At 52.0% G+C, this 12,179-nt stretch carries 11 protein-coding genes; 8 read left to right on the top strand and 3 right to left on the bottom strand.

The genetic code is table 11. The features are described from left to right. Positions 1 to 19: 19 nt before the first annotated feature. Together V9K95_RS02245 and V9K95_RS02240 are read right to left on the bottom strand one after the other, a co-directional pair. Complete coding sequence (locus V9K95_RS02245; protein WP_336439949.1) at positions 20 to 631, bottom strand: hypothetical protein; 612 nt, start codon at positions 629 to 631, stop codon at positions 20 to 22. Between the two features lie 532 nt (positions 632 to 1,163). Then, positions 1,164 to 1,724, bottom strand: coding sequence for a PIN domain-containing protein (locus V9K95_RS02240; RefSeq protein WP_336439950.1), 561 nt, complete (start codon positions 1,722 to 1,724; stop codon positions 1,164 to 1,166). A 44-nt stretch (positions 1,725 to 1,768) separates the two neighbouring features. Here V9K95_RS02240 and V9K95_RS02235 point away from each other — a divergent pair, with 44 nt between their 5' ends. From V9K95_RS02235 to V9K95_RS02220, 3 genes are all read left to right on the top strand, one after another. Then, a complete protein-coding gene (locus V9K95_RS02235; protein ID WP_336439951.1) occupies positions 1,769 to 2,020 on the top strand; it encodes a hypothetical protein in 252 nt (83 codons plus the stop codon). Between the two features lie 459 nt (positions 2,021 to 2,479). Continuing rightward, positions 2,480 to 3,247, top strand: a complete 768-nt coding sequence (locus V9K95_RS02230; protein ID WP_336439952.1) for an alpha/beta hydrolase family protein — start codon at positions 2,480 to 2,482, stop codon at positions 3,245 to 3,247. 375 nt (positions 3,248 to 3,622) lie between these two features. Beyond that, positions 3,623 to 4,474, top strand: coding sequence for a serine hydrolase domain-containing protein (locus tag V9K95_RS02220; protein WP_336439953.1), 852 nt, complete (start codon positions 3,623 to 3,625; stop codon positions 4,472 to 4,474). 263 nt (positions 4,475 to 4,737) lie between these two features. On the opposite strand, the gene V9K95_RS02215 is transcribed toward V9K95_RS02220, so the two are convergent. After that, positions 4,738 to 5,547 carry a helix-turn-helix transcriptional regulator gene (locus V9K95_RS02215; protein WP_336439954.1) on the bottom strand — a complete coding sequence of 270 codons (810 nt, stop codon included), beginning with the start codon at positions 5,545 to 5,547 and terminating at the stop codon, positions 4,738 to 4,740. A gap of 144 nt (positions 5,548 to 5,691) precedes the next feature. Here V9K95_RS02215 and V9K95_RS02210 point away from each other — a divergent pair, with 144 nt between their 5' ends. Genes V9K95_RS02210 through hisD form a run of 5 tightly spaced genes read left to right on the top strand, consistent with a single transcriptional unit; the run spans position 5,692 to position 11,819 of the window. After that, positions 5,692 to 7,782 carry a N,N-dimethylformamidase beta subunit family domain-containing protein gene (locus V9K95_RS02210; protein WP_336439955.1) on the top strand — a complete coding sequence of 697 codons (2,091 nt, stop codon included), beginning with the start codon at positions 5,692 to 5,694 and terminating at the stop codon, positions 7,780 to 7,782. A 2-nt stretch (positions 7,783 to 7,784) separates the two neighbouring features. After that, complete coding sequence (locus V9K95_RS02205) at positions 7,785 to 8,750, top strand: ABC transporter substrate-binding protein (protein ID WP_336439956.1); 966 nt, start codon at positions 7,785 to 7,787, stop codon at positions 8,748 to 8,750. Between the two features lie 58 nt (positions 8,751 to 8,808). Continuing rightward, a complete protein-coding gene (locus V9K95_RS02200; RefSeq protein WP_336439957.1) occupies positions 8,809 to 9,642 on the top strand; it encodes an ABC transporter permease in 834 nt (277 codons plus the stop codon). Then, positions 9,639 to 10,454, top strand: a complete 816-nt coding sequence (locus tag V9K95_RS02195; protein ID WP_336439958.1) for an ABC transporter ATP-binding protein — start codon at positions 9,639 to 9,641, stop codon at positions 10,452 to 10,454. Before V9K95_RS02200 ends, V9K95_RS02195 begins: the two co-directional genes overlap by 4 nt. Positions 10,455 to 10,499: 45 nt before the next feature. Next, positions 10,500 to 11,819: a histidinol dehydrogenase gene (hisD, locus tag V9K95_RS02190; RefSeq protein WP_336439959.1), complete on the top strand. Its 1,320-nt coding sequence runs from the start codon at positions 10,500 to 10,502 to the stop codon at positions 11,817 to 11,819. Positions 11,820 to 12,179: the final 360 nt, after the last annotated feature.

The following is a 12,179-nucleotide window of genomic DNA, read 5'->3' as shown; positions in this document are numbered from 1 at the left end:
GGATGTTCTTTCGGGAGCGTCAATCGCGGTTTCGGCGCACGGTGGTGTCGGGATTGATCAGCTCGATATCCAGCTCGATTTCGATAAATCGATGAAGAATCAACGAGGCCAGTCCAGCTATCGGAAGAGTTTCCCTAAAGATTGTCAGGCACTCCGCCATTGACAGCGATCCATGTTCATCGAGCGCTGCAAGCAGGCGTAATCGATCACCGAGTGGCGTGCGCCAATGGGCGTAGCGGAGGAGATCTTTTGCATTTTGAAGTCGAAACCCTGCCTCGATCTCATGGGCTGTGACGAACTCATGGGGAGTGTTACCCAACAGCTCTTTGATCGAAACACGGGGAAGGGGCAAGTTTTCATCTAGAACGTCGACGAAAACCCATCCACTCCGACGCTCGATGAGGAAGTCTGGGATGTGCACGAACCTGCCGTCAGTGAACTCGGATTGGAGGCACGACCACCGGATGACTTCCGCATCTAGGTCCAGCAAGCATCCATAATCGCGTGCCAGTTCTGTTCTGAAGAGAGGTGTGCCAGCGCACCTTACGGTACCTTTAGGCGTGTAACTACGCATGGCAGCTTCGGCACGAGTTTTGTCAAGACTATCGGTGATGTCAGATTCAATGCTCATCGGACGCTCCACTCAAATACGCAACGGATCGGCAGCCGGAAATAACGGCTTCTGTTCGCGATCAGCGTATGAGGTGGAGTGCGAGCTTGTTCATAGTGCAGGAACAAATAGTGAACATTGTAGTTGCTGTCAATACAAAACTATCTTGGAGCAATACCCCTCGTCGCGGTCCTATGTATCGAAAGCGAAACGTCAGACGAACGGTTTTGCCTTAAGATGCGCTCAAGGTTTTGGCGGTCTTGAGTGCCTTGACGCATTTTGGGGTAGCACTACACCTTGTTGTCGACAGTCGACAATTGTTGACACAGAATAAATTGGCGTACGTCTCAGAAAAAATTTCAGCACAGGGGATAAATCGTCAATGCCGCGGCCTTCGCTTCATCTCCGGGGAGACGTGCGTGTAACATGTTACCGTAAGTAGCTGATTTTACGCTGTAAAGAGATATCGCTAGCCACTTGCAGGTTCGGTATCCTTGAAGGATTCACAGATCATTTGCTTGCGCGTAAGGAATAATCAAAAATCCTCCGTTACTTACGTGGCAACTTGGGGTAAATTATCCTTTATACTGGTTTCGACGTTTAGATGCCATACTTCGCACGCCGGATCGTAGATACCCGGGAGGGGAAAGAAGCGATGTATTGTAAGGAAATCTTTCGCGTTCCGCGTAACGATGGGAACGTTGTGAATGATGGCCAAACTCGCAATCGCCAGATCCTGACCGCACTTAGGCTCCTTCGTTCCAGGAGAAGCCACCCAGAGAAACCTCAGGTCGGGAGTCAACGTCATGCGCGCGTACAGCTTCGCGGCGTCGGTTACCATGTCTGTCGTCACAAATCGTTCGTCTTGGATCAGCCGAACAAACCATCGCTCAAGGCTATCGCTTTTTTCAGGGTTCGTTTTTCTCAAGCGCTCTACGCCCCGATAGATTTCAAAATACGTGCTGAAAGAAATCATCAGCGAGCGAGCGGGTTGGACGCTGATCCAAGCCTTGAGAGCCCCATGGGCGCTTTGCCGGGACAGCTCACTCAGCACATCCGTGTCGAGAATGTACATTGCCACCAAAGCTCGTTCTGCGGTGGCCCACTTAGTCATGCTGGACGCCGCTGTCCCCCAAGAGCGCGGAAATCTAGACAAAGTTGGATGAAATGACAAGAAACCCTGCTAATCAATGGACAAAAGATGAGGCGACGTCAGACTTCGCACGTCTTTTGGATGTCGTTGAGAAGGAGGGTCCGCAGACAGTTGTCGATGGTGATCGAGTGTTTGAAGTGCGCCTTTTCAAACATGCGTTGGCGTCGCGAAATGATGTATTGGATGAACTCGGCCCACTAACTGATGATGACCACGCCGTCGCTTTTGGCTCGGATGAGGACAGCTCTTCCACATAATCTCCCCAAGCCAGCGAAGCTCAAGGTTGAGTGGACCAAGGATGTCAATCTCCCAGCATATGCTTCTCGAACTGACATCGATGTTCTTTGTGTTAATGCTTAATATTGAATCCACAAAAATCAATTTCTAGGCCAAGCTGACCGCGAAAGCCACAAGGGCGAACGCCGCGAAGGAAAGGGCAACTACGAGCCCGCTGAACGCTGTCAACGAAATCCTCTCCAGCCAAACACGTCGTTGGAAATCCTCAACGAGAACGTTGAGTTTTAATGTCGGATCACCCCATTTGATGCGCCTGAATTTGAAGACGTTGTTTGCCATCAGCGCACAATGACACGGACACGCTAAAGCACCGTAAAGATATTGCATGTGGCTGGGAAATCACCGAGCATCGTTGGCGATCGTTTTTTTCAAACTGCTTCGCTAAAGTAATAAGGCGAACCTTACTCTTGGCAAAACTCATGAAGTTTGAAAAGTCTTTCATTTCATCAAATGAAGCCGATGTCCGGCTGGAAATCGTTGCAGCCAAACCACAGCACGAAGGGCCATATCCAACAATTATTTTCAACCATGGCTCTACCGGCCGGGGCCACAATAAGTCCCTTTACTCAAGGACGATAAGTCCACGTGTCGCGGCAAACTATTTTGTTGAACGGGGCTGGATGATCTTGTTTCCGCAACGCAGGGGGCGAGGGAAATCAGGCGGAAGTTATGGAGAGGGACTTGCTTCAGACGGGTCCGGTTATTCCTGCAATGTCGAAATCGCGATTGCGGGCTTCGATCGCGCTGTGGAGGATGTGGATGCTGTCGTGCGTCATTTGCGCGAGCGGTCTGATGTGGATCGGAGCCGTCTTGTCATCGGCGGCGTCTCACGCGGCGGGATCCTGGCGATAGCATATGCTGGCATGCGCCCGTATGTTTTCCAAGGTGCTATTAATTTCAACGGTGGATGGCTGGGTAGAGGCTGCTCCAGTCATGAAATCGTGAATCCGGTTATCTTTGAGCGTGGCGCACCAGCCGGCATTTCGACGCTTTGGCTGCACGGAAGCTACGACCAGTACTACCGAATAGGACATTGTCGAGGAAATTTCGAAAGGTTTCTGGCGGCGGGCGGGCAGGGGAAGTTCATCGCTGCTCCCATGGGCCATGCCTTGCTGTTCAAGCCGACACTGTGGAAGAACCATCTCGATCATTATCTTGACGGCATTGCCGAAAGAGCGGGTCTGTAAAGTTTCTTCAGGCAAAAAAACTTAGATGGTTTTTCGGAAGGCTATCCATGGGCACACGACTGGCAACCACACCGCCTATGATCAGATGAGCGAAAAGGTGTTTCGGGAAGTCCACGGTTTGCCAATGTCTGCTTTAAAGAGCTTCCAAAGCGGCCAGCAAATTGTCGCGTTCAACCAGCCCCTGGCGGCCATCAATAGTGCCGATGCCAAGCCTTGCAAACACAACCATGCGAGCTTGGTGCTCCGCCCAACCGACGAACTATCCAACGGACTTGTTTCTCTGAATTTTGCCGTTCGAGCTGCGAAGCCACCCGCTTCCGGTCTTGCCGTGAACGAGCCAACCAGACTTTGTTTTGAGGGTAGGGATGATCGCCATTGTCTGCGTATGTGCTCGAGCTGACACCGACAGTTGCTGTGCCAAGGTTGCTGATGCGTATAATATTAGTTTTCTCGGTTACTCTCTTTACCATCCTCTATGGAGAAAGCCTGCGCGCGCAGCCGTGGCAAAGCGCCGATCCGGCCTCTGTCGGCTGGTCTGCCGAAGGCTTGAAGGAGGCTCAGACCTATGCCGCCAGTCTGAAACCAACGGCAGTCATGGTGGTGCAAGACGGCAAGGTGATTGCCGCCTGGGGTGATACTTCCCACAAGGTGAATGTCGCATCGATCCGAAAACGCCTGCTGAGCGCTCTTTATGGCATCGCAATTTCTGAAGGGCGGATAAGCCTCGGAACCACACTTGCCGAACTCGGCATTGACGACAAACCACCGGCGCTCACCGATGCAGAGAAGCATGCCACAGTACGAGATCTGCTTATGGCGCGATCCGGCATCTACCATCCAGCCGCCTATGAGACCGGCGACATGCGACGCAACAGGCCCGAGCGCGGCAGCAACCAGCCCGGTTCGTTCTGGTGGTACAACAATTGGGACTTCAATGCCCTCGGAACAATCTACCGGCAGCAAACCGGCGAGGATATTTTCCAGAGTTTTGCGCAACGCATTGCCGCGCCGATTGGCATGGAAGATTTTTCGGCTCGGGACGGCCGCTACGTGGCCGAACGCCAGTCGAAGCATTCCGCTTATCCTTTCAGCCTCAGCGCCAGGGATGCTGCCCGTTTCGGCCAGCTTTTTCTCAATGCCGGCCGGTGGGGCGACAAACAGGTTGTTCCCGCAGCGTGGGTACCCAAGTGTCGAACCTTGACATATCAAGGACGTCGGCCGTCATAAATTCCAGTAAGAAATTATCGTGGTTACCCAGGATAAGACGTGAACTTGGCCAATCTTCGCTGTGTTCGCTCTAACTACATGGTGGTAGCCTAGAATCGCCTAATACACTAGAATTGCAATCCTCTTCTGGAGGTCAGACGAAATGTAAGCTGAGACATGCTTTTCTAGACAGAAATCTGTCCTTTTGTGATTCAGCGGTGATGAATTTGAGCTCTGATATCAATAAGTTCGCGGGCTCTCCTCACAAGTGGATCACAGTCCGATCATACCCTTTCGAGGGTTGTTAGTTGTTCGAAAATCGGCATCATTAGAGCGAAGAGTTCAGCTTGGGATGATAGATTGCACTTACGATAGAGTTGCTTGCGGAAAACCTTCACGGTTTGCGCACTTATGCCCAAGTTCAAGCCAATCGACGGTGACGAGTGTCCTCGCAGTATCAAAAGTGCGACCTCTGCCTGCCGGTTGCTTAAGGTAACGTCGAATCGTGTCCGCATGGCGCTTATCAGACTTTCGGTGAGTGATGTTTTTACCCGCTTACGGGCTGGAAGCTCGCCCGATGGAGCAAGATGGGCCCGAAGAAGAGCCATGATAATTGACTGATGCTTTCGCAAATTTGTGTCGGCTTTACTCGAGAAAATATCTCCTGACGAACTGTCTTTGCCCATGGAGATGGTTGCCGTCATGGTCTTGCCGATCGTCAAAACAACCGAGATTTCGTCAATGATGCCGATCCTGCCATAATACCATTCATAGTAGCGACTTCGTTTGAAATGGTCGGGGGCAACATCGAGCAACCGATAGATCCCAGATTCCCCCCGTTCCAGATGGAAATGATAGATTGGATCAAGGACATATGCTCCTGTGAGATAGTCGCTTTCAATATATTTGAAAACATTCGGGCCATAGATACGTCTGAATCGGACCGAAGGAGTTTCCGTTCCGTCGAAAATAATCACGACGATGTTGTCAAAGTCCATGCAGCTGCGCAAATAGGCTTCCAACTTTTCGTAGAAGTCGCTCTTGCCCACGGCGTCTATCGTTTTAGCCAAACTTTCAAAATCGTCTGAGGCCACTCTGAATACCCCTTTGGGGGTATATACCCCTGTGCAAACATTTTGTGAGAATATACGAGAGAACTAAGGGGTATCCGATCCTAAATCAACAGATTGGGATCATCGCCACACAATAGCGGAAACACCGCTAAGGGCAGAGGTGAAATGAAGAAGCGCGTCAACCACAATGCGATGCCGTTCATTGGCTATACGACACCTTGGAGTGTGGTTGTGGGTGGAACTGTGAACTTGCATCTCTCCTGCCTGTCTTCACCTGAGTCCGTTAGTATCCGTCGCTTGGATGATGCATCTGTCGAACCGATCGAATGGCAGGTCGAATCCTTGGGCAACCTCCCCATCCACCGAGACTTCGATCAAGGCTCGTACCTGGCGATCAGAAGTCACCAGTTGGAAAAGCTGGACAGGCTTACCGCCGTGCGTTTTGAACTATTCCTGACGCGCAATAGCGGCCGCCGTACGGTCCTTGATATGGGACGAACTGTCCTGCAATTTGCCGATGGGCGGTTGTTTCTTGTCAAAGGCGACCACCGATATTCTGTTGATGTCAACATTCCCCATAAATGTTGGATCAAAATATGCCTAAGGGATCGTGACGGTCTGACATGCATCGAAATACAAAGTACGGACCCGTTATCACCATTCCATGTTGAAGAAACGGTTGCGGGATTAAGCTGGGACAGCGTCTGTGGCGACCTGCTATTTGGGACTGAGAAGAGCCTTCTAAACCCGACGTTGAACGCGCGATTTTCTGCAATCGAGCTGGAAACGGTGTCGTCTCTTTACGCTTGGCAGTTCCCGACGTTCCTACCTGACAGTCCAATACGCTCCACAGGTGATACGACGGCGTTGCTGTTGGAGTTGGTCAATTTGCCGACATCGTGTGTAACTTCGTCCAGATGGGATGGCTCGTCGTTGGACCCGCGCCTCGTTCCAACCCACTATGATGCTGTGCATTGTCATGATGACGATATGGCGTCGCTCGACTGGCCTGCATCATACCGTGTCAAGGTGCCGGAAACGGCAGCTTGTGGAATCTATGTCTTCGAGGTCCAAAGTGCTGACCAAACAGAGCAGATTGTGTTCTTTGTTGCTTCGAAAGTTCCCCGAAACCAAGTCGTTTTCGTCGTTCCAACTGCGACCTATCTGGCCTATGCAGACGAGATCCTGCCTGAGCATCTTTACGAATGGAAATGCGATGATCGAGGTCACCGGCTGGCTGTCGACAACAATTTTAAGTCACTCTACGATTACCATAGCGATCTGAGTGGGGTCTCAATCTGTTCTTATCAAAAACCGAAGGCGACGCTTCGGGCAGATTACCGCTATCCGCTTGGCGATTGTCCCCATAACCTGCCGGTTGATCTTCACTTTCTGCAGTTCTGCCACAGGCATGGCATCGAGTTCGATCTGATAACCGACCATGATCTGCATAATCGGGGGCCGGAAGGCCTGCATGGATATGGCGTCGTTGTAACTGGAAGCCATCCAGAATATCTGTCCATCGAAATGGAAAACGCCTACAGGCAATTCGCGGCAAATGGCGGCAGTGTCGCCTATATGGGCGGCAATGGCTTTGCAGGTACTGTCGCATTCAAGGATGATTTGATGGAACTGCGCCGTTCGCCTCTCGAAGCTGGCCGAACCTGGGACGGTCCGATTGCCGAGCAAAATTTTGCGATAACCAATGAACCTGGCGGTCATTTGCGCTCGCGGGGCCGGGGGGAATTTTCTCTGGTTGGCGGGGCGATATCGTTAATGGGGTTTGACGGAGCGCAACCTTTTACCAGGACGAGCGACAGTTTTGATCCTGCCCATCAATGGCTGTTCGACGGCGTCGCGGTCGACACATTCGGGGATAGCGGTATCGTCCTTGGCGGTGCAGCGGGATACGAGGTTGATGCAACTGATATCAGATTGGGCACATCGCCGGACACAATTGTAGTTGCCCGTGCGAGCGGCTTTCCAGACAGTTTTTTCCACGATTCATCGCGCTGGTATGAAGGTGGAGATAGCGAAAGGGATGGTCGGCGATGTGGCGAAATGACCGTCAGATACTTGTCTGCCGGAGGCATAATCTTTTCAGCAAGCTCGGTTGCCTGGCTTGGTGCCTTGCCATGTGGGGATGAAATGAATGATGTCGGCCGGATAACGCTGAATGTTTTGCGTCATCTGTCATCCGGATCTGGGGAAGAAAAACCAAACAACAAATTAGATACAATCGAAAGAGGAGAATAAACATGATCAAGAAACTGGCAGTGGCATTGGCCCTGATTGCCGCTTCATTGAGTTCAGCGCACGCGGAAACCGTCAAGCTCGGGCTGCAGCCTTGGCTCGGATATGGACCATTGTGGGTCGCCGAAGAAAAAGGCTTTTTCAAGAAACACAATGTCGATGTGGTGCTGACAACATTTAACTGGGATCAGGATATGACAGCCGCACTTGCCAGCGGCAATCTGAATGTAATCGCAAGTGCCACCAACGCCATGATCACGAACTACAACCAGAAGGTGGATCAAAAAGGGTTTTTGATCATGGATCTGTCGTTTGAAGCAGACGCCATCATTGCAGGCAAAGATATTTCCTCTGTCAAAGACCTCAAGGGCAAGAAAGTGGCTTTCGAAGCCGGCGCAACGAGTGATCTTCTGATCAACTTCGCGTTGAAAGAAAATGGCATGACCATCGCCGATCTCGAGCATGTACCTATGGGCGCTTCGGAAGCCGGTCTCGCGCTGATTGCCGGCAGGGTTGATGCCGCAGTCACCTATGAGCCTTATATTTCCACGGCTCTGGCGCAAGGCGCCGGCAACAAGATGATTTATACGGCAGCGGAAAAGCCCGGCCTGATCGGCGACATGCTGACCGCGTCATCTGAATGGATCAACGCCAACCCAAACGATGTGCAGGGTCTGATCATGGCGTGGGATGATGCGATCAATTTTATTCGCGCCAATCCCGAAGAGGGCAAGGCAATGATTGCCAAAGCTGTGGGAAGCCCCATGGCTGAGTTCGAACCGGCCTTCAAAGGCGTTCGTTTGTACAATGTGAAAGAAAATGTGGAAGCGCTCAAGGGAGAGTTCCAGGCGACGCTACAAACTGTTGGCGAGATCCTACATGCCACCAATCCCGACAACATCAAGACCGTTCCGGTTCCAGCCGATCTTCTTTCGCTTGACGCCCTGAATGCCGTAGCGGCAAAACAATAAACAATAGGCCGGCCACCTTCTGTGGCCGGCCAAATTTTCATGCGGGGACAGTAACACTATGACCGACCAGACAACGGACAGAGGCAGGATAGCCAAAAAGAAGAAGGGACTGCTCAGATTGAGGCAGGATATACCTGACAGTGTCTTTTCTGCCGCTGGTATCGTTATCCCAGTCATTTTGTTCCTTCTGTGGTGGGCCGTTACGGCTATGGAACTGGTACGTCCCCTGTTCTTGCCCAGTCCATGGAGCGTTCTCGAAGAGGGGTGGCGGCAACTCAGCGAGGGCATCCTCTTTGCTGATGCGTCTGTCAGCATTTACCGCATCCTTATCGGCTGGCTGGCGGCAACTGTCGTGGCCGTCCCGATCGGAATCTTGATGGGAAACTACAAGCTCATCGAGGGCTTGCTTGAGCCGTTGATTTCCACGGTACGATATATGCCCGTTGTCGCTTTAATCCCACTGTCGATCCTGTGGGCGGGAATCGGTGATGGACAGAAAATCCTCATTCTGTTTCTCGGGACGTTTTTCCAGCAGGCTCTGATGATCATGGACAACGTAAAAAATATTGATCTCAATCTCATCCGTGCCGGACAGACCCTTGGATTCACCAATAACGAGATTTTACGTCGGATTATCTTACCTGCTGCGCTTCCGGGCATATGGGACACGTTCCGCATAACCATCGGCTGGACATGGACGTATCTTGTGGTGGCGGAGCTGGTTGCCGCCAATGCCGGTCTTGGCCGCCGTATCATGGACGCACAGCGCTATCTTTCAACGGATACGATCCTTTTCGGTACGCTTTTTATTGGCCTGCTTGGCCTCCTGACCGACTACCTCTTCAAAAAGGGCGGCAGGTCACTCTTTAAATGGAGCAGTCAGACCCGATGAGCAGTCTCTCCAAACATGCTGGCCGCGACGCTAAGGTATCGATCGTCGGCGTCGGCAAGAACTTCAATGTTTCCGGTCGCGATCTTGTCGCAATCGAGAAGATCGATTTGGATATAGGCAAAAATGAATTTGTCTCAATTGTCGGCACATCCGGTTGTGGCAAGTCGACCTTGCTGAACATGATAGGCGGTCTCGATGAGCCGACCTTTGGCGAAATCCTCATAGATGGACGGCCGGTCAATGGGCCGGGCAGGGACAGAGGCTTTGTCTTCCAGACCTACAGTCTGTTCGAATGGATGACGGTGGAAGGAAACATCCGTTTTGCGCTGGAGAAGAGCACCTTTTCCAAAGCCGAAAAAACAGAATTAGTTGCGCATTTTGTGCATGCCGTAGGGCTTTCGGGATTCGAAAAGGCATTCCCCAAGCAACTGTCGGGCGGAATGCGTCAGCGCGTGGCGATTGCCCGTGCGCTCGTTTATAAACCGTCGATCCTTTTGATGGACGAGCCTTTCGGTGCGCTGGATGCACAAACCCGCGGTATGATGCAGGAACTGCTGTTGCAAATCTGGGATGACCACAAAGTCACGGTCCTTTTCGTTACCCATGATGTCGACGAAGCAATTTTCCTTGCCGACAGGGTTGTGGTCCTTGCCAGTCGCCCCGGACGGATCAAGAAGGTCATGCTGATAGAGCTCGAAAGACCGCGATCATTCGAAGTTCTGACAGATCCAAAGTTTGCCACCTACAAACGGGAGATTCTTGCCGATATTCGCGAAGAAACCCTGAAACTGATGGCCATGGATCATTCTTGACAGAAATGGCGACCGACCAATGCGACAGATTAGAAGAGACATCCAATGACCCATGCTATAGCGCTTCATGATCTTGCCACCCTCACTGCCGATGAGCGCAATATCCTTTTGCTACGCACAGAAAATGATCTCAGCTATTTCATCGAGAAGGTGCCGCCCATCATAGAAGCCGTGAAACGCGACGGCGACATTGCGTTGGCGAAGTTTGCTCAGGATTTCGATGGTGTAATGCTTGATCCCGATGAATTGGCTGTGGGAGGGCGCGAATTCGACGAGGCTTTCGATGCCGTTGATCCGGATATGATCAAGACGCTCGAATACTCGGCTGACAATATCCGTCGCTTCCATCAGGCCCAGTTGCCAGGCGAGATGTGGATGAAGGAAATCCGGCCGGGAGTGCTTGTCGGCGAGCGGTTTACCCCGATCGATAGCGCTGCCCTATATTCTCCCAGAGGAAAAGGCTCATTTCCCTCCGTAACGTTAATGACTGCGATACCCGCTGTTGTTGCCGGAGTGAAGCTCCCTATCATCCTGACGCCTCCGGGACCTGATGGTAAAGTGGACGCGGCGACACTGGTTGCAGCGAGACTGGCAGGCGTTCAACGAGTATTCAAGGCAGGCGGAGCGCAAGCGGTAGCCGCTGCCGCGTTCGGTACCGCAACCATCCCCAAATGCCACAAGATCGAAGGGCCCGGGAGCCCGTGGTTTCTCGCTGCCAAGCGACTTTTACAAGGACACATCGCATCGCGGTTGCCTGCAGGACCAAGTGAAATCATTATACTGGCCGATGAAACGACTGATCCGCGTATGGCGGCGTTGGATCTTTTGATCGAGTCGGAACATGGCCCGGACAGTTCGGCTTTTTTGGTAACATGGTCACGCGATTTTGCTGAGAAGGTCCGCGATGCCGTGCCCGGCTATTGGAAAAAGATGAGCAGCAAGCGGTCAGAATATTCGGCGACCGTGCTTGGAGGATCAAGTGGTGGAATCGTTCTTACGTCATCGCGAGAGGACGCCTACGATTTCATCAATGATTATGCACCAGAGCACCTCCAAATTCTGTCAAAACATCCGTTCGGACATCTTTCAGAAGTTCGGAATGCGTCAGAAATTTTGCTCGGAGAATATGCGCCCGGATCCATTGCGAACTACATGATGGGACCAAATTGCGTGCTGCCAACATCTGGGGCGGCGCATGTGCACTCTCCGTTGGGTGTCCATGATTTTATGAAGAGCGCATCCATCGGTCATATAACCGCCAAGGGTTATGCTGAAATGGCTCCTCATACCCACAGATTCGCGACTTACGAAGGTTTCGATGCCCATGCGAACTCTGTATCAGAGCTACGAGGGCTTCCACGATAGGGCATTCGGCACTGTGTTCGTGCGCGGATAGCGGTAGTCGTTTGCACAAGAGCCAGCGTGATCCCATCATCTGGCTTACCTGTCGTCAGAACTGGCCAGCATTGACGATCGTTTTGTTGCTCATCCGTCAAAACAATACGGCGCTCAACTCGTTTCCGAGGAGCGCCGTATTACCCGGAGACAACGAGCGTCATTGCTGGCTGCTCGATAATCTCGATTACGGGTGGACAGCACAAATGGGAAAGGCATAGATCATTTGCAAGTCCCGGGCAGACCTTTCTATGATAATAGGTACGCACCCGCGGCTCACAACAGTTTTTGCGCTAGCATCTGCCTGCAAAAACGCCCGGACCGACTGCT

Origin of the sequence: Phyllobacterium sp. CCNWLW183, from assembly GCF_037203775.1 — a bacterium.
Classification (GTDB): domain Bacteria; phylum Pseudomonadota; class Alphaproteobacteria; order Rhizobiales; family Rhizobiaceae; genus Phyllobacterium; species Phyllobacterium ifriqiyense.
Note: the sequence above shows the minus strand (reverse complement) of the source record. Positions and strands in the feature narration are given on the sequence as shown.

Excerpts from the sequence above, each read along its gene's own strand:
- V9K95_RS02200 (WP_336439957.1), top strand. The coding sequence starts at position 8,809 with ATGACCGACCAGACAACGGACAGAGGCAGGATAGCCAAAAAGAAGAAG.
- hisD (WP_336439959.1), top strand. The coding sequence starts at position 10,500 with ATGACCCATGCTATAGCGCTTCATGATCTTGCCACCCTCACTGCCGAT.
- V9K95_RS02195 (WP_336439958.1), top strand. The coding sequence starts at position 9,639 with ATGAGCAGTCTCTCCAAACATGCTGGCCGCGACGCTAAGGTATCGATC.
- V9K95_RS02245 (WP_336439949.1), bottom strand. The coding sequence starts at position 631 with ATGAGCATTGAATCTGACATCACCGATAGTCTTGACAAAACTCGTGCC.
- V9K95_RS02230 (WP_336439952.1), top strand. The coding sequence starts at position 2,480 with ATGAAGTTTGAAAAGTCTTTCATTTCATCAAATGAAGCCGATGTCCGG.
- V9K95_RS02205 (WP_336439956.1), top strand. The coding sequence starts at position 7,785 with ATGATCAAGAAACTGGCAGTGGCATTGGCCCTGATTGCCGCTTCATTG.
- V9K95_RS02240 (WP_336439950.1), bottom strand. The coding sequence starts at position 1,724 with ATGACTAAGTGGGCCACCGCAGAACGAGCTTTGGTGGCAATGTACATT.
- V9K95_RS02210 (WP_336439955.1), top strand. The coding sequence starts at position 5,692 with ATGAAGAAGCGCGTCAACCACAATGCGATGCCGTTCATTGGCTATACG.